Source organism: Alteromonas sp. AMM-1 (assembly GCF_047290655.1).
Lineage (GTDB): Bacteria > Pseudomonadota > Gammaproteobacteria > Enterobacterales > Alteromonadaceae > Alteromonas > Alteromonas mangrovi.
On the sequence record NZ_JBLBUE010000032.1, the window covers coordinates 13,966 to 30,756 of the forward strand.

The 16,791-nt window shown below is 49.3% G+C and carries 16 protein-coding genes; 3 read left to right on the plus strand and 13 right to left on the minus strand.

Going from position 1 to position 16,791, the window contains the following annotated elements; translation table 11 throughout:
* Position 1: 1 nt before the first annotated feature.
* Genes ACLR2L_RS08150 through ACLR2L_RS08165 form a run of 4 tightly spaced genes read right to left on the minus strand, consistent with a single transcriptional unit; the run spans position 2 to position 4,557 of the window.
* A complete protein-coding gene (locus ACLR2L_RS08150; protein WP_413367272.1) occupies positions 2-958 on the minus strand; it encodes an ABC transporter permease in 957 nt (318 codons plus the stop codon).
* A 19-nt stretch (positions 959-977) separates the two neighbouring features.
* Positions 978-2,564 (minus strand): ABC transporter substrate-binding protein, encoded by a 1,587-nt coding sequence (locus tag ACLR2L_RS08155; protein WP_413367274.1) that lies wholly within the window; start codon positions 2,562-2,564, stop codon positions 978-980.
* A 38-nt stretch (positions 2,565-2,602) separates the two neighbouring features.
* Entirely contained in the window at positions 2,603-3,880 is a 1,278-nt protein-coding gene (locus ACLR2L_RS08160; protein ID WP_413367276.1) for an NAD(P)/FAD-dependent oxidoreductase, read from the minus strand.
* Positions 3,881-3,888: 8 nt separating this feature from the next.
* A complete protein-coding gene (locus tag ACLR2L_RS08165) occupies positions 3,889-4,557 on the minus strand; it encodes a haloacid dehalogenase type II (protein WP_073317677.1) in 669 nt (222 codons plus the stop codon).
* Positions 4,558-5,016: 459 nt separating this feature from the next.
* Here ACLR2L_RS08165 and ACLR2L_RS08170 point away from each other — a divergent pair, with 459 nt between their 5' ends.
* Genes ACLR2L_RS08170 through ACLR2L_RS08180 form a run of 3 tightly spaced genes read left to right on the plus strand, consistent with a single transcriptional unit; the run spans position 5,017 to position 8,973 of the window.
* Positions 5,017-6,399, plus strand: coding sequence for an aminotransferase class III-fold pyridoxal phosphate-dependent enzyme (locus tag ACLR2L_RS08170; RefSeq protein ID WP_413367278.1), 1,383 nt, complete (start codon positions 5,017-5,019; stop codon positions 6,397-6,399).
* 4 nt (positions 6,400-6,403) lie between these two features.
* Positions 6,404-7,486, plus strand: a complete 1,083-nt coding sequence (locus tag ACLR2L_RS08175) for a tartrate dehydrogenase (RefSeq protein ID WP_413367280.1) — start codon at positions 6,404-6,406, stop codon at positions 7,484-7,486.
* Between the two features lie 14 nt (positions 7,487-7,500).
* Positions 7,501-8,973, plus strand: coding sequence for an NAD-dependent succinate-semialdehyde dehydrogenase (locus ACLR2L_RS08180; RefSeq protein ID WP_413367282.1), 1,473 nt, complete (start codon positions 7,501-7,503; stop codon positions 8,971-8,973).
* Positions 8,974-9,044: 71 nt separating this feature from the next.
* Here the strand turns inward: ACLR2L_RS08180 and ACLR2L_RS08185 are convergent, their stop codons facing one another.
* From ACLR2L_RS08185 to ACLR2L_RS08225, 9 genes are all read right to left on the minus strand, one after another.
* Positions 9,045-10,028 (minus strand): diguanylate cyclase, encoded by a 984-nt coding sequence (locus ACLR2L_RS08185; RefSeq protein WP_413367284.1) that lies wholly within the window; start codon positions 10,026-10,028, stop codon positions 9,045-9,047.
* Between the two features lie 18 nt (positions 10,029-10,046).
* Entirely contained in the window at positions 10,047-10,889 is an 843-nt protein-coding gene (locus ACLR2L_RS08190) for a glycosyltransferase family 2 protein (protein WP_413367286.1), read from the minus strand.
* Positions 10,886-11,845 carry a glycosyltransferase family 2 protein gene (locus tag ACLR2L_RS08195; protein ID WP_413367288.1) on the minus strand — a complete coding sequence of 320 codons (960 nt, stop codon included), beginning with the start codon at positions 11,843-11,845 and terminating at the stop codon, positions 10,886-10,888. Before ACLR2L_RS08195 ends, ACLR2L_RS08190 begins: the two co-directional genes overlap by 4 nt.
* 358 nt (positions 11,846-12,203) lie before the next feature.
* Positions 12,204-12,833: a sugar transferase gene (locus ACLR2L_RS08200; RefSeq protein WP_413367290.1), complete on the minus strand. Its 630-nt coding sequence runs from the start codon at positions 12,831-12,833 to the stop codon at positions 12,204-12,206.
* Positions 12,834-13,024: 191 nt separating this feature from the next.
* On the minus strand, positions 13,025-13,270 hold the full coding sequence (locus tag ACLR2L_RS08205; RefSeq protein ID WP_140957703.1) for a hypothetical protein: 246 nt from the start codon (positions 13,268-13,270) through the stop codon (positions 13,025-13,027).
* 67 nt (positions 13,271-13,337) lie between these two features.
* Positions 13,338-13,808, minus strand: a complete 471-nt coding sequence (locus ACLR2L_RS08210; RefSeq protein ID WP_413367292.1) for a hypothetical protein — start codon at positions 13,806-13,808, stop codon at positions 13,338-13,340.
* A 6-nt stretch (positions 13,809-13,814) separates the two neighbouring features.
* A complete protein-coding gene (locus ACLR2L_RS08215) occupies positions 13,815-14,819 on the minus strand; it encodes a glycosyltransferase (protein ID WP_413367294.1) in 1,005 nt (334 codons plus the stop codon).
* A complete protein-coding gene (locus ACLR2L_RS08220) occupies positions 14,816-16,111 on the minus strand; it encodes an oligosaccharide flippase family protein (protein WP_413367296.1) in 1,296 nt (431 codons plus the stop codon). The genes ACLR2L_RS08215 and ACLR2L_RS08220 overlap by 4 nt, the downstream gene beginning before the upstream one ends.
* Before the next feature lie 152 nt (positions 16,112-16,263).
* On the minus strand, positions 16,264-16,791 hold a 528-nt coding region (locus tag ACLR2L_RS08225; protein ID WP_413367298.1), incomplete at its 5' end, for a helix-turn-helix domain-containing protein.

Below are 16,791 nucleotides of genomic sequence, written 5' to 3' on the forward strand. Positions count from 1 at the left end.
ATTAACCTCCCTTACGCAGTTTGGGGTTGGCCACAATGGCAGAAATATCGGCAATCAGTACCAAAATGAGATAGCCCACACAAAACAGCATGGCGCAAGCCTGAAGTAGCGGCATATCGCGGTTGGTTACCGCATCCACCATTAAACTTGCCACGCCAGGATAGTTAAAGATCACTTCCACAATCACCACCCCGCCGAGCAGGTAGGACAAACTCAGGGCAATGGCATTCACAATGGGCCCAACAGCATTGGGCAGAGCATGGCGCAATACCGCACGCGACAATGTCGCGCCTTTCAATAGCGCCATTTCAACATAGGGCTGCGAGAGTTGTTCTACCACCGCTGCACGGGTAAGACGGGCCATTTGCGCACTTAACACAATGCAAAGTGTGACAACCGGCATGGCAAAGGCCCTGAAATAATCATATGCCGTGGCATCGCGTGGAATGTACGACAGCGACGGCAACCAGTTGAGTTCTACCGCGAAAATTAGCACCAGAATGGTGGCCAGCAGAAACTCAGGGACAGCAACCATCGACAACGTAAATATATTCACCGCTTTATCGACGCGGCTACCACTGTACATGGCCGATACAATGCCCAGCGCCATCGCAAAGGGCACTGCGAGCACGGCGGTAAACCCGGCGAGCAGTAATGATTTGCTCAGACGCTCACCAATGAGCGCATCAACCGGACGGTCGTTCGCTAACGAGACGCCCGCATCGCCGGAGAGCAGGCCGCCCAACCATTTGGCATAGCGTACCGGTGGCGGGTCATTTAAGCCGTAGGCCTCACGCAATTCAGCAACCGCTTCAGGCGTAGCACTTTGACCCAACATTTCCTGAGCCGCATCGCCTGGCAGCAGGTTGGCAATAAAAAACACCACTGCAGACACAATCAGTAACGTGATCAGTGACACCCCAATGCGCTGGGCAATAAGCCGGAGGATGACTTTCATGTTAGTACTCCTTTGAAAATCAGGCGTCCAGCCAAACGTGCTCAGCGAAGCTATAGCCCATGAATCCGCCAGTTGGAATGGGGTAAAAGCCTTTGATACGTTTGTCGTAACCGTCAATGATGTTTAAAAAGACCGGTATGCTCACGCCGCATTGCTCAGCAATGAGGGTTTGCATATCGCCATACATTTGCTTGCGCACCTGTTCGTTACCTTCGCCGCGCGCGGCCAGTAGTAATTGGTCGAATTGTGGGTTTTGCCAGCCGGATTCATTCCAGGGCGCGTCCGATTTGTAGAACAAGCTAAAAAGCTCGTCCAGACTGGCCCTCGGGTTAATATTGCCGAATCCAAGGGGATGTTTCATCCAGTGATTCGACCAATAGCCATCGGCCGGTACCCGGTTAATCCCGAGCTTGAGGTCAGTTTCAATGCCGGCCAATTGCAGCAATGCAGCCATGTCGGTTGAGCCTTCCGCAGCCGGAGACGCAAACACCGGCACGCGAGCGCCGGTCATACCCGCTTTTTTAAGATGATAGCGGGCGCGATCTAAGTCATAGGGGCGTTGGGGTAAATCCGCATTGTAGTAACGATGACCAGGCGGCACAGGATGGTCGTTGGCAATAGTGGCATAACCGCGGAATAACGCGCGTTTAATTAATGGCCGGTCCATCATGTACTTGATCGCCAGCACAAAATCAGGGTTATTTGTGGGGTAAACGTCCTGACGCATGATGAGGTTAGTGTACAAGCCCGACTCGGTTTGCATTACATCGCAATTACCTGAACTGCGCACCCGCATGGTAGAACGCGGGTTTAATGCCAATGCCATCTGAATATCTCCAGACAGCAAGGCATTTACCCTGGATGATTCATCGGCAATACCCACCAATTCAATTTCATCCAGAAAGGGACGACCGGGTTTAAAGAAGTCAGGGTTTTTACGTGCGATAGTACGCACCCCCGGACTGAATTCCGCCAGCGTATACGGGCCCGTGCCGTTGGCTGTGCGAGTAAAGTCTTTAGTGCCCTCTGCCACTACACAAAAATTTGCTGAGGCCAAAATAATGGGCAAATCTGCATTGGGTGAAGCAAGCGTCAATGTGAGGCTATTTGGCCCAGATACCTTGGCATAGGTAAACTGAGCTGCAATGGAGGCGACCCGCGACGTCGTCGCCGGGTCTTTATGGCGCATCAGGGAATACACCACATCCTGAGGCGTTAACGACTTTCCGTTGTGAAATGTCACGCCTTTACGAAGCGTAATCTGCCAGACTTGCTGGTCGTCAGATTCCAGCGCCTCGGCTAATGATAAATCGGCGCCAAGTTCGCGGTTAAACTGGGTTAGCCCGCTGTATAGCATATAAATACGCATGTAATCGGTGCTCAGCGAAGCTTTCGCCGGATCCAGCGTGTCTTTGGTAGATACCGAGGTACTGGCCACCCGAATGCTACCACCGTGTTTTGGTGTTGGCGCTTGAGTATCTTCGAATGTTTGCGCCACTACATGCCCCGGTACCAGCAGACCACTGGCCGCGGTGACTAAGCCTGCGGCGCCCATCGCTTTGAGCATGGCGCGGCGACTATCAGAAAATCGATATTCAGGCTTCATTTGTTCACTATCCTTTTCGCAGACTCGGTTAGCACGGCTTAGTGCAACAGGTCCTGCACTTTGTAATACATCCCAACAAAGGGTAAGAACCAGGGTTTACCGAAGTGTCCCGGTACGGCTGGCCATTGCTTTGTTACCCAAGGGCAAGCAGTGTTTTTGCCTTCTATCATGTCGGCCATCACTTCACCCATGTGTACCGCCATTTGCACGCCATGACCGCTATACCCCATGGCGTAGAACATACCGTTGTGCTCACCAACCTTGGGCAAGCGATCGGCACTCATGTCTACTGTACCGCCCCAGCAATAATCGATACGTGTACTGGCAAGCTGCGGGAACATGTCATCCAGCGCCTTGCGAAGTACCTCACCACTTTTGAGATCTGAGCGAGGGTTAGACACAGCAAAACGCGCACGACCACCAAACAACAAGCGATTGTCGGCGGTTAAACGGAAGTAGTTACCAATGTTTTTACTGGTAACGTAAGAGCGCTTACCCGGGAACAAATCGGCTATCAGTTGCTCAGGAAGCGGCTCCGTAGTGACCGCAAAACTGCCAACCGGCACAATGCGACGACGGAACCAGCCAAATGGACCGGGACCACTGCCACCCGTGGCTATCAATACTGATTTAGCTTCAACGGCGTGCTTGGGGGTTGTCACCAGCCAGTTACCGTTCGAGCGTTTTTCTGTGCCTACTACCGGGTTATGCTGCAGTATGGTTACGCCATTTTCGACACAGGCTGAAGCCAGTCCATGCACCAGCTTACCTACGTGCAATTGCGCACCGTTTGGCGTGAGCAGACCACCATAAAATTGATCAGAAGCAATTTCTTGCTTGAGCGCTGCGGCATCCAACAGCCTGGCATCGGGATCTACCACCTTAACCAGCGCCTCATGAGTGCGTTTCAGTTTTTCAAAATGCTCAGGCTTGGCCGCCAGCTTAATTTTTCCGGCGCGGCGAAAATCGCAATCGATGTCATGCTGCTTTACCAGCTGCTCAACTGAGTCCACCGCCTGGTTATAAAACTGATAGAAAGACTGCGCTTTGGCTTCGCCATACGTTGCGATTAAACCAGCATAATCCTGCGCCGTACCGTTATTGCACTGACCACCATTGCGGCCAGACGCTTCGCCGCCCACTACGCCAGCTTCGCAAATCACCACGCTGGCACCGCGCTTTGCTAATGCCAACGCTGAAGACAAGCCGGTAAAGCCACCACCAATCACGACCACATCCACGCAACCTGATGGCGGAGTGTGGTCTGAGGTATCGACATTAGACGCGGTATCTAACCAGTACGACGCACTTTTCATAACGTACCTTACAGCCCTACAACGCCCGGTAAGCCAGAAATGTCTTTGATTTCTGTGTAGCCGTAAAACGGGTTGGCAGGCTCGTGACCACGGTTTACCCACACCTTGTTTTTAATACCAATATCATGGGCTGACATCAGGTCGTAACGGAAACTGGAAGACACGTGCAGGATGTCTTCCGGGTTACAACCCAGGTTATCCAGCATGTACTCAAAGGCCTGTAAACGCGGCTTATAAGCCTGTGCTTGTTCTGCAGTGTAAACAGCGTGGAACGGCGCTTCCAGATTCGCCACGTTGTGGTGGATCTGTTCATTCATAGCGTTAGACAGAATGACCAATGGAATTTCTTTGGCCACTTTTTTCAGCGGCTCCACTACATCCGGGTGAGGACCCCAGGTAGGTACGGCGTTGTAAATCGCTACACTGTCTTCGTCGCGGTACTCAATGTTCCATAATTTACATAACCGGGTAACTGCATTGCGTACCACTTCTGCATAAGGCTTCCAGGCGCCCAGCACTTCATCTAAGCGATAAGCAGAAAAGTCTTTAACGAATTGCGGCATTTGTTCAGGTGTGATGCGATCAGCAAACAGCTTTTGCGCCATCGGGGCCATTTCAAAAAAGATCAGGGTGCCGTAGCAGTCGAAGGAAATATACTTAGGCTTAAATACACTCATTAGGGGTTCCAACTATCAGTTCTCAATTAATTCTATTACACCACGCGACGCTTTTTATTTAATGCCAAAATATTTCACTTCGGCGCCACACGGCAGGTGTTTTTCAATCGTCAATCAGCAGACTATGCTGTGCTGACAACACTATTTATTGTTCTTCTGGCCGGCACTACTTGCTTGCTACCGCCGGTTCAGGGTCAACAACTTCAACGGCTTGTGTAATGTTGACTGACTGTGCATTATCTTCCCCCATCCGACACAGCAGATTTTGCTGAGAAGTGCTTAAAAACAATATTTCACTGCCTTTCTTGTTCTGCTATCAAACAATTCACGCCGGAAAACCTCGCTACCATATCGGATAGAAATCGTACATGCGCCACCAGCGTATGTGTCTCACCCTGACAGGTATGCATCGCGCGCCTTCATTTGCTTCGCGACATACAGAATAAATGGAAAACAATCATGCAAACGCCTGCTTTGACAGAATTGGACAGTCGCTATCTTGTTCATCCGGTATCAAACTTTCGTCAACATCAGGAAAAGGGAGTAAAGCTTCTTCAGTCTGGTGACGGCGCCTGGCTTACCGCGGCCGACGGCAATACCTATCTGGATGCCTTTGCAGGTCTGTGGTGTGTAAACGTGGGATATGGTCAACAACGCGTTGTAGATGCCGCCGCTAAGCAAATGACTCAACTTCCTTACGCCACAGGTTATTTTGGCTTTGGCAGCGAGCCTGCGGCAATTTTGGCAGAGAAACTGGTATCGCTGACACCATCGTCATTGCAGCACGTGTACTTCTCGTTAGGTGGATCGGACGCCGTTGACGCGGCTATTCGTTACATCACCCATTATTACAACGCGATAGGCAAGCCAACCAAAAAACACATTATTGCGTTACAACGCGGCTATCACGGTTCGTCGTCAACCGGCGCTGGCATTACCGGCTTACCGGCTTTTCATGCGAACTTTGATTTGCCGTTAGCGCACCAGCACCATATTAGCTGCCCTTACTTGTATCGCAGCAACTATGAATCAGCTCAGGCGCTTATTGATGCTTCGGTAGCAGAGTTGGAAACAAAGGTTGCAGAAATTGGTGCCGACAACGTGGCGGCATTTTTCTGTGAGCCTGTGATTGGCTCAGGCGGCGTGATTGTGCCCCCTAAAGGCTGGCTGAAAGCCATTGCCGATACCTGTAAGCGATTGGGCATACTATTTTTGGCCGACGAGGTGATTACCGGATTTGGACGCACAGGCACTATGTTCGCCTGTGAGCACGAAGGGGTGGAGCCCGACCTGATGACCATTGCCAAAGGATTAACATCCGGCTACGCCCCGATGGGCGCGGTATTAATGTCGGATGAGATTTTCAGCGGTATTGCCGACGGCCCGAATAAAGCTGCCGTGGTTGGACACGGTCAAACGTACTCTGCACATCCCGTTAGCGCAGCGGTTGCACTGGAAGTCATTAAGATATACGAAGAAGGCATGCTCGCTCATGCGCAATCCGTTGCCCCTTACTTCGAAGCAAAATTACAAGCCTGTTTGTCACACCCATTGGTGGGTGATGTGCGAAGCTTAGGCTTGCTGGGCGCCATTGAACTGGTTGCTGACAAAGCCACGAAACGCCCGTTCCCGGCAGCATTAAAACTGCATGAAACTATTGCCGATATTGCCTGGCAACACAAACTGATATTCCGCGCCTTTGGCGACAACATCCTGGGCTTCGCCCCGGCATTGTGTTTCACCGAAAGTGATTTTGATACCTTATTTGAACGTTTGCAGCTTACATTAAACGATGTTCTGGCACTGGACGTTGTTAAGAACGAGATGCAACAGGAGTCATAACAGTATGAGTCAAACCTATAACGTAGCGGTAATCGCCGGCGACGGCATTGGCAAAGAAGTGATGCCCGAAGGCCTTAAAATTGTAAAGGCTGCCGCAGAAAAATATGGGCTCAACATTGTGTTTCACACCTTTGAATGGGGTGGATGCGATTACTATGCAGAGCATGGAAAAATGATGCCCGACGACTGGAAAATCCAGGTGGGTAACATGGATGCCATCTACTTTGGCGCGGTTGGCTGGCCTGCGTCTGTGCCCGACCATATTTCACTGTGGGGGTCTATTTTAACTTTCCGCCGCGAATTTGATCAGTATATCAACATGCGCCCGGTACGCACTTTTGAGGGTGTTAAATGCGCGCTTTCCACACCTCGGGCCGACGATATTGATTTCATCGTAGTGCGGGAGAATACCGAAGGCGAATACTCAGCCATTGGCGGTATCATGTATGAAGGCACAGATCGCGAAGTGGTAATGCAACAATCGGTATTTACCCGCTATGGCACCGACCGCGTGTTACGCTATGCTTTCGAAACCGCCAAACGTCGGGATGCCAAATCCCTTACTGTTGCTACCAAGAGTAACGGAATGGCAATCAGTATGCCCTGGTGGGACTCCCGCGCAGAAGCCGTATCCAAAGACTATCCGGAGATCTGCTGGGACAAACAGCACATTGATATTCTGTCGGCACGATTTGTTATGCAGCCTGAGCGTTTCGACGTAGTAGTAGCATCGAATTTATTCGGTGATATTTTGTCTGATCTGGGACCAGCCTGCACAGGTACGATTGGTTTAGCGCCGTCTGCTAACCTCAACCCGGAACGTAAATTCCCGTCATTATTTGAACCAGTGCACGGTTCAGCACCCGATATCTACGGTAAAAATATTGCTAACCCGATCGGTATGATTTGGTCGGGGGCACTAATGTTGAGTTTCCTGACCCACGACACAGGCGCAGGTAAAGACGCACACGATGCCATTGTTAACGCTATCGAAAACACCTTGAAAGGCAACGTTGTAACCCCAGATCTAGGGGGAGACGCGTCAACGCAGGCAATGGGTGATGCCATACTGGCAAACTTACAATAACATCGGGAGAAACCATGGATCTCACGTCACGGCTGGCTGAGTCGTCACTGTTTAACACGTTAAACTACATCAACGGACGCTGGCAAAAAGCCATTTCAGGGCAAACTTACCCGGTAGTGAATCCTGCTACCGGTGAAATTATTGCCCAGGTGGCCAATAGTGATGCCATCGACGCTGTTCACGCCGCGAGAAGTGCGCAAAAAGCCTTTTCCACCTGGCAATTCACCACGAACAAAGCCCGTGCTGAATTACTGGAACGCTGGCACGCACTGATTCTTCAGCACCGTGATGATCTTGCGACCATCATGTCCAGCGAACAAGGGAAGCCATTGGCTGAAGCCAAAGGCGAAGTAGATTACGGCGCATCTTATGTAAAGTGGTTTGCCCAGCAAGCCATGCAGCTTCGCGGTGACATTCTGCCCAGTTCAAAGCCCTACCAGCAACAAACGGTAGAAAAGCGTCCGGTTGGCGTAGTCGCTGTTATCACGCCCTGGAACTTCCCGTTTGCCATGCTCGCCAGAAAGATTGCGCCTGCTATTGCGGCTGGCTGCACGGTGGTGGTAAAGCCCGCTGAAGACACGCCAATGACTGCACTGGCGATGGCGAAGCTGGCTGAAATGGCGGGTTTTCCTGAGGGTACCATTAACGTGCTTGCCGCTTCACGAGAGCAAACCGCCATTGCTGTTGATGCCTGGCTAAAAGATCCGTGTGTAAAGAAATTGAGCTTTACCGGTTCTACCCAGGTTGGACGCTATTTAGCGGAGCGCTCTGCCAGCACACTGAAAAAGTTGTCGCTGGAGTTGGGGGGTAATGCGCCCTTTATTGTGTTTGATGACTGCGACATCGACGCCGCCATAAAAGGCTTAATAGCGGCCAAAATGCGTAATGGCGGGCAAACCTGTGTGTGTCCGAACCGCATTTACGTTCAGGAAGGTATTTACGATGAGTTTGCCAGCCGACTGGTTGATCAGGTGTCTGCATTAAAGCTCGGTGATCCCTTCAATGAAGACACTAAAATTGGCCCGATGATCAATCAAAAAGCCATCGACAAGATCAGTGCTCATGTAAAGGATGCCGAAGAACAAGGCGGCGTTTTACTGTGTGGCAGTGCAAGTCCCAAACAGGATTTGTTCTTCGAACCTGTGGTAATTGCTGATGCCAACAACGCCATGGCGTTGTTCAGCGAAGAGACGTTTGGCCCTGTACTGCCGTTATTTAAATTCAGTACTGAAGACGAAGTAATAGCAGAAGCGAACAATACAGACTATGGATTGGCAGCTTATTTCTATACCCAGAATCACAACCGTATTCACCGGCTGCGCCGAGCATTGCAGGCGGGCGTAATTGGGGTAAATGAAGGCGCCGTTGCCAGCGAAGTGGCACCATTTGGTGGGGTCAAAGCGTCAGGCTACGGCCGTGAAGGCTCACATTACGGGCTGGACGACTTCCTGCAAATCACCTATATCTGCGAAGGCAATTTACCCTGATCATCAATGAAAAACCGGTTGTTTAGCAACCGTGTTTAGCAACCGGTTTTATCAAATAACTCAGGTATCGCTTAGTCCTGACAAATAGCCCAGCGCATATTCGCTACGTCGGGAACAATCCGGCGTGGTGGTTTTGGGCTACTGTTGTACACCACACAGTTTTTACCGCAGCTTTTGCCTTTGTACAGGGCTTCGTCGGCCTGTCGAACCAGGTCACCAAACTTGGTTGCGCGGGTATTGGTAGAACTGGCCACACCAACACTAATCGTAACTACACCATAAGCGCTGGTCTCATGGGTGATCAGCATTTTTTCCACCTGACGGCACATATCCTGCGCCACCCGTCGCGCACCGCGCAGATCTGTTCTTGGCAGTATTACTAAAAACTCTTCTCCGCCGTAGCGCACCACGCTATCCAGTGGACGGTTTGCGCGGTCTTCTAACGCTGCCGCTACTTTGCGAATGCATTCGTCACCTTTTATATGCCCTTCTGTGTCGTTGTATTTTTTGAAGTCGTCGATATCGATCATCAGCACACTTAAATTATCGCCGTCCCGACGAAGTTGCTTAATCAACGCTGGCACTTCATTTTTCAGATACTGACGATTCTTCAGTCCAGTGAGTCCATCACGCATGATTTGTTGTTCAAGTGCTTGTTCCCGGTCACGGATCTCCAGTTGGTGTTTAATCCGTTGTATCAGGGTATTGCACACCACGGGCTTGGTTACAAAATCTGACGCACCGGCTTTCCAGCAATCCACCTGTACATCGCTGCTTTCTTCTGCGGTAACAAACACCACCGGAATATCTTTTGCGAACCGGCATTTTTGTAGCTGTTGACATACTTCAATGCCGCTTTCTTTTTGCAGTCGAAAATCAAGCAAAATCAAATCTGGCGCAATTTGCGACTGACAGGCTTTAAGCACAGTAGTGGCATCGGCAGCCACTGCGCACAGATAGGTATCTGACAGCATGGCAACCAGCGTCTCTCTGTATAGCTTATCGTCGTCAACAATAAGTACTTTGTATTTAGTTTGATTAGTTTTTGTATTCATTTCTTTCACCTGCAACCGTTACATACCCAGCACGTGTTTTTTGGTGATCAGCGACAATTGCTGGTTAACGCGTCTGATCCTGTTTGCAATCCATTGCCGGGCTTTTTTAACGTGATAACGCAGCATAAGACTCTGGCGAAACACGAAGTGGTTGTCGTTTTGGTAAGTGTCCAGTTTGCTGGCCTCACGCAGGTCCTTTTTCACACTGGTCATATCCTGCACAAAACAACTCTTACCAATTTCCTTCAGTGCCCTGCGAGCGTTGATTTGCAACGGCGTTCTTTCGGGGTAATGACGGCACACAGGGGCTTTTTTGAACGGCTTGTTTGCCCAAGGGGGCATACGCTCACCAGCATCTTCCGACCATAGCTCGCCTGGCTTGTTAATAAAAAACCGTTCTTCTTTCCAATTAATTGCATAGAACTTCCTTCTTTGCGAAACAGGCTTAGACACATCTTCACTGTCGAAATACTGATAATCCCGGTCGGTAAAATAAAACCGGGCCTGCCAGGCGGATACGCAGGTTTTGCCTTGCTCTGCAGCTTCTTCCAACAAGGGCACTGGCGTCTCACAGAGCAGTTCATCGGCATCCGGGATGTACCACCAGTCCAGTTCACCGTAGTGGCGGCTGTATTGGTTGTAGATGCGATTGGCAATGTGACCATTGCTGGCCTGCCCAGCCTGACCATAAATGACGATTTCTTTAAACCGGTCGGCCATCGACTGCACAATTTGCCATGTGCCATCTGTAGATGAATTGTCGTAAACATAAATTTTGTGACAAAACTTCATGGCAAACAGCAGGCTCTCCTCAACAATATCAGCCTCGTTTTTTACGATTAGAATGGCATTGAGTTTCATAATAATTTTTCCTTTGGATTGGGTAAGCCGCTGCCAGTGAAATATTGAGATAACCTGCCTGTATACGCAGCGGCTTTTAACATCCCGGAGAGTGCAGGCTTTTGTTTGCACAGTGGGTGCCCCAGCAGCGCCAGCGCTTGCTGATAGCGTTTTGCCGCCAGATTGGATTTAATGAAACCAAACAGCAAACTGGCGCAATACTGTTGTATGTCGTTTGCAACTATCCGTGCGATGGGGCTGCTATTTAAACTGCCAAGCAATCGTTCGCAGGAGCTCAGCACATTCTGGTATGGCTCAGCATCTGACACCCGGCTGAGCGCGCCGCGCCGATGGTGAACCAGAATATTCGGGCTATAAGCAATGGCTCCCGCCAGCGAAGCTTTGGCAAAAAAGGTACATTCAGCACCTATTGCCTCGCCTGCGGGAAACATCCCCAAGGCGTTAAACAATTCGCGCTTCACTACACAGGAGGACGTTACGAAAGGCGCATCACCACGCGCTGCAATAGCCAAAAAATCGTGCATCAGCCAGGCTTCTTTGGGGGACATACCAAAGCGAACGCTTGCATCAACGGGCATACCGTTTTTTTCAATAAACTGATAACGCGATGCAAACAGGTCCAGATCGGGAAAACGGGTGAACAGTGTGTGCATTTCCAACGTAAAGAACGGCATCCACTGATCGGTAGCATCCAAAAACGCTACATAACGGGAGGAAGACTCAGTGATGCCGCGATTTCTGGCTGCGGCGAGCCCTAAACTGGCTTGCTTAATCAGTTTCAGATTCGGTATCTGCAACGCCGCTACCCGTTCCACACTCCCATCGGAAGAGCCATCATCAACCACCACGATCTCATTCACTTTTACCGATTGTCGCTGAATACTGTTGATGGCATCAACGATGCTATTTTCATTATTATGTAACGGTATGACTACCGAGATTGAAGCAGAATTCATTACACTTTTCTCCAATTTCCAGAAGCTATTTTTGCGCTTCCTCAATGTGTGTACTCCCTATTACAGCAATACCCGTTCCAACTTTAAAAACTATTAATATCAACAGCTTATACAATAAAAAATTTGACTGCTTTTCAATTTGCAAATTGAAATTTTGAATTTGCAATTGTGCTCGGTTCAGCCGATCTCAAAGCGTAAAACCGTACGTTCAAAAGTCACGGATGCCTCAGCCTATGAGCACGCGCAATAAAACAAACTTATTGAACCTGGGGAGGTAATTGGGCGCAGAAAATAAAAAACCCGGGTCAGTCACCTGCCCGGGAATAGAGCGCGTCGAAGCTCCTTGAAACTGGCCGGGTTAGTAAGCGCCTTTCGCTAACAACACAGCGGGGATAGTTGCGAAGAAGATACGTACATCCAGCCAAAATGACTGATTGGCAATGTACTGTTTATCTAGCATAAGCTGTTGTTCAAAAGTGGTGTCTGCGCGGCCAGACACCTGCCACAGGCCGGTTAAACCAGGTTTGCAGTTAAGACGTTCCAGTACTGACGGATCGTATTGCATGTACTCGGTTACCAGGTGCGGGCGAGGCCCAATGATTGCCATATCCCCTTTCAAGACATTCACCAACTGCGGGATTTCATCGATAGACAATTTACGAATGATTCGACCGGTTTTAGTAACACGCGGATCATTAAAAAACTTCTGACAAATCCCGCTTCTGTCACTCTTCCCCATGGAAACGTTAGCCAGTTGCGGGGAGCCGGGCAGATACATTGAGCGGAATTTAAAGCAGCGAAACTGACGACCATTTTCGCCAACACGGATTTGACTAAAGATCACCGGGCCGTTACTTTCCAGTTTGATCAACAATGCAACCAGTAACAACAGCGGTGACAAGATTAACAATGCGCATGAAGCAATCAACTGCTGCAGAATAATAGGCAAACCGCGACGATTGATAGTATTAGTGGTCAGGCTTTTCATAATGTAACCCTACTTTCATTAAAATTCGTTATTCAAGCACGAGTGAATTTCTCTGTTTAGCCGCCGGGTCGGCCGTCGCCGATGTACACTGGCACTGCTTACAGTAAGCACAATCCATTCATGCGGTGTCTGATTACGAGACCCTTCCCTGATTGTCATTTAACTCACGTTGCTAAAGACACGTTGATTTGCTATTCCATGCATCCCGCTAACTGTATTGCTAATAATGCTATTCCTGTGCCAACAACATAAAACAAAAAATAACTATTAAAATTCATACAATTAGATAACTTTAATGGAAGTGCAACACTTTCAACCCTCCCGTTTTCATTTTCAGAATTATTTGCAAAAAAAGAAATTTTTGCCTTTTGAAAACGTCCCACTGTTAACGAATGCGCAAGGGTGATTGAAAAAGAGGGCGGAGAGGTAATGCCCATTTGCAGGATTGCTATTGTACATTGCGTCGCCCACACTAAAACAACTAAGGGCCATGCAGGCCCTTATTCAGTGATTCCAACTCACAAAAAATTCCCGTACCGGGAGCAGCGAATGCAAACTGGCTTGCAGCCAGTCCCACAGCCCAAGAGAGTAATTTTCGATTAGATTGATCCCGAACCAGGATTTGAGAATATAGAGCACCACCAGCGCCAGCGCCACACACACCATTAAGAAACAGGTAACACAGAGTACCAGCATACCCACCGCAATGGCTTTTTCTTTTGGCGTTAACTGCCGGCGGTTTTTACCAACCAAAAATACCCAATAAAAGCTCCACGGTAAAAACGGCACCTGCATTGTGGTTCTGATGTCGATTGAGTGAATGCGACCGCCACGTAAACCCACTACCCGGCTAAGCGCCATAAGCTGCTCGGTATTAAAGCTATTTGCAATGTCTGGTCCTAATCGGGTTAACAGGCTTTTTAACGCCGGGTCCTGACTCGGATGCAGATTGTATTGTTGCTTTTTTTTACTCATAAGGGGCTACACCGACAAACTGCGTTTGCTAATCAGGCGGATAGCTGCCTTTTCCAACTGCTTGTAAAGCGGAGCAGGTAACAGCCCTAAAATTGCAGTGGCAAGCGTAACCAGGGTTTTAACTGGCTCCTCCCAAACTATACGCACATTGGTTGCAACCGCCCGCATTACATAGCCAATGGCTTTAAACGGATCACCACTTTTTACCGCGCGACGCGCCAGGTATCTGAGTTGATATGCCTGGGCCAACGAGAGCCATGGCTTCACCTGCGCAGGATGACTGTTGAGATGACGCTGCATGCTCGATTGCCAGTTTGAGTAGTTTTGTTCCAGATCACCGGACAGTCCGTCCTGGTTCACCCGGTACAACGTAAGCGGCATACTGATCCCTTCGAACCGCCAATCGGTGTTCAGTGAAATCCGCATCCAGAAGTCATTGTGCTCAGACTGTTTCAAGGTCTCATCAAAATAACAGAAGCGACCTGATTCATGCTTTGCCACAAAAGGCTGAATCGATTCCAGCGCCGCCATGCGGATCACAGCTGCTGAACAGTTCCCAACCGGATTCCGGCACATAACCTGTTTAGTATCCACATTGTGCAAGCGGGGATATTGCCCCAGTCCGGTTTTCTTGCCGTTTTGGTCGATAAATAAAGACGGGCAATAACTTACGCCAATACGTGGATCGCTCAACAAATGCTTTAGGTGCAGCAGCAGTTTCTCGGGCTCATAGCAATCGTCTGGGTCTATTAACGCTATAAACTGTCCTCGTGCACAATGAATACCCACATTACGCGCAGCGGCCAAACCAAGCTGATTTTCGCTTACCAGGCGTATACGTGGATCATGAAATGACCTGATGATCTCCAGTGAATCGTCGGTGCTGCCATCATCGACACAAATCAACTCAAAGTACTCACACGTTTGCTGCAATACCGACTCAATGGCGGCACTAAGGTAATACTGAGCATTAAAAACAGGCATAACAACTGAAACAATAGGCGTTTTCATAGCGGTTGCTCTTTAGTTGATTTGGTTTGAAAAATGACGGGTATCCCTTCGGACACAATGGAATGCACTAGCACACAAAGCAGGCCAATCACACTCGAAATAAGCAGATCAACTGCAAACCCGATAGGCGATGCTGGTGACATCAGCAACAACGAACACACCGTAGACACGGCAAATATCACGCGGGTAACCAGCTCTTTGTAATACGCACCGGTTGCGCGGATTGCCGTTGCATGTGTTTCTATTATCAATGCGGGTATCGCTGTGACACACAGCACGGATACAACCGGAATGGCATCGTTCCATCGGTCGGCGAACAAAATAGGTATGTATACAGGCGCAATAATCGCCTGGGCTAAAAATGCACCGCCTACCAGCCCCGCCATTGCCAATAACCGCATGTTCAGCCTTACCGGCTGACCATTGCGGTGTTGTTGGCATAATTGCGGGTACAGCGCACTGGTGAACGCCTGACTCAGGGTTTGGCTAAGACCAATCCCAGCGCTGCGGGCAAACGCATATACCCCCATCCATTCAGCACTGAGTACCCGGCCAGCGATAAACAAATCGGCCTGTTGGCGAATAGAGCGCACCGCTTCAGTGGTAAATAACTGCGCTGAAGTGGTGAACAAATACCACATGACGGCTGGATCGAATTTGGCGCGAAACGCCGGCACTGGCGCCCGTGAAAAACCGATGACCCACATAACGGCAAATACATATTTACCTGCCACCACAGACCACACGTCTGCACCAACAAACGCAAAGGCAGCCACAGACAGGTTTTCGCCCGTAATACACAAACCATTGCGAAGGCTGAAAAACCGAAAGTTGCTATTCCGTTGAATTAACAGGGTAGTGACACCCACAACAGGAAACAGCAGATAAGTGAATGCCATAGCTTGTATAAGCAGAGAAAGCGTCGGATCGTTGTAAAACAGACCCAACACATAGCCCAACGTGAATTGCAACGCGCATAATGCGCCGCTTAACAACCACTGGAGCGTGATCGCGTTTTCGGCGAAGGTAGTTAACTCGTGGTGTGCACACTGCACAATTTGCGAACCCGCACCAAAACGCATTATAGTGCGGATCACTTCGTGACAGGCCAGGGCCAGCATTGCCTGCCCGTAAGAGACAGCCGGAATATACGCTGCCAATGCAATTAATGTAACCAACCGGGAGACTTTGCCAAATAGCTCGGTACCTAACGACCACGCCACATTGCGCGCCAGTTTATGTTGCAAAGCGGTTTGCAAACCTTGCTTGAACAACAATGCGATCTGGCTCATTCATACTTACCGACTACCTGAAGATAATCAGTTATTACAAGAAACAGACCAACCGAGTTGATACAGGTAAAGGATTGAATTTTTTGATTAATGCAATTTGGAAAGCAGGCTGCAAGCCTGCTTTCAGTTCGATTTTTGCAATATGCGAAGCCCTATTCTTCCCATTGCTGCATTTTGCGATACAGCGTAGAAGGGCTAACTTCCAGCGCGCTTGCGGCTTTAACCACATTATCATCATACAGCGCGATGGCTTGCTGTATAGCTTTGCGTTCCATGAGTGCCAAGGGCTCAATTTCCGGCTTCGTGTGTGGCAAATTCGAATCAAATGAACTTATTGACGGTACATTTGGATCAGTTGAAATGTGTGGAACAGACACCGCCGGAGTAGAGATTTGCTCCCTGGATGTCAGTAAATCATTGAGCATATCTGCCGTAATCATCGGTCCGTCATTCATTACAACACAGCTATGAATCAAATTCTGTAATTGGCGAACATTGCCCGGCCAGCTATAGCGCTTTAGCATATTCTCGGCATCCTGAGTGAAACCAGAGAATTGCTTTTCTTCGTCCTCACTAAAACAATGCAGAAAGTGTCGGGCCAACAATACAACGTCGTCGTCCCGGTCTCTGAGTGAAGGCATTTCAACAGCAATAACATTTAGCCGATAAAACAAATCTTC

Coding starts and splice junctions, on each gene's coding strand:
- ACLR2L_RS08185 (WP_413367284.1), bottom strand. CDS start 10,028: ATGAATACAAAAACTAATCAAACTAAATACAAAGTACTTATTGTTGAC.
- ACLR2L_RS08190 (WP_413367286.1), bottom strand. CDS start 10,889: ATGAAACTCAATGCCATTCTAATCGTAAAAAACGAGGCTGATATTGTT.
- ACLR2L_RS08220 (WP_413367296.1), bottom strand. CDS start 16,111: ATGAGCCAGATCGCATTGTTGTTCAAGCAAGGTTTGCAAACCGCTTTG.
- ACLR2L_RS08175 (WP_413367280.1), top strand. CDS start 6,404: ATGAGTCAAACCTATAACGTAGCGGTAATCGCCGGCGACGGCATTGGC.
- ACLR2L_RS08205 (WP_140957703.1), bottom strand. CDS start 13,270: ATGGGCATTACCTCTCCGCCCTCTTTTTCAATCACCCTTGCGCATTCG.
- ACLR2L_RS08160 (WP_413367276.1), bottom strand. CDS start 3,880: ATGAAAAGTGCGTCGTACTGGTTAGATACCGCGTCTAATGTCGATACC.
- ACLR2L_RS08210 (WP_413367292.1), bottom strand. CDS start 13,808: ATGAGTAAAAAAAAGCAACAATACAATCTGCATCCGAGTCAGGACCCG.
- ACLR2L_RS08170 (WP_413367278.1), top strand. CDS start 5,017: ATGCAAACGCCTGCTTTGACAGAATTGGACAGTCGCTATCTTGTTCAT.
- ACLR2L_RS08195 (WP_413367288.1), bottom strand. CDS start 11,845: ATGAATTCTGCTTCAATCTCGGTAGTCATACCGTTACATAATAATGAA.
- ACLR2L_RS08200 (WP_413367290.1), bottom strand. CDS start 12,833: ATGAAAAGCCTGACCACTAATACTATCAATCGTCGCGGTTTGCCTATT.
- ACLR2L_RS08180 (WP_413367282.1), top strand. CDS start 7,501: ATGGATCTCACGTCACGGCTGGCTGAGTCGTCACTGTTTAACACGTTA.
- ACLR2L_RS08215 (WP_413367294.1), bottom strand. CDS start 14,819: ATGAAAACGCCTATTGTTTCAGTTGTTATGCCTGTTTTTAATGCTCAG.
- ACLR2L_RS08150 (WP_413367272.1), bottom strand. CDS start 958: ATGAAAGTCATCCTCCGGCTTATTGCCCAGCGCATTGGGGTGTCACTG.
- ACLR2L_RS08165 (WP_073317677.1), bottom strand. CDS start 4,557: ATGAGTGTATTTAAGCCTAAGTATATTTCCTTCGACTGCTACGGCACC.
- ACLR2L_RS08155 (WP_413367274.1), bottom strand. CDS start 2,564: ATGAAGCCTGAATATCGATTTTCTGATAGTCGCCGCGCCATGCTCAAA.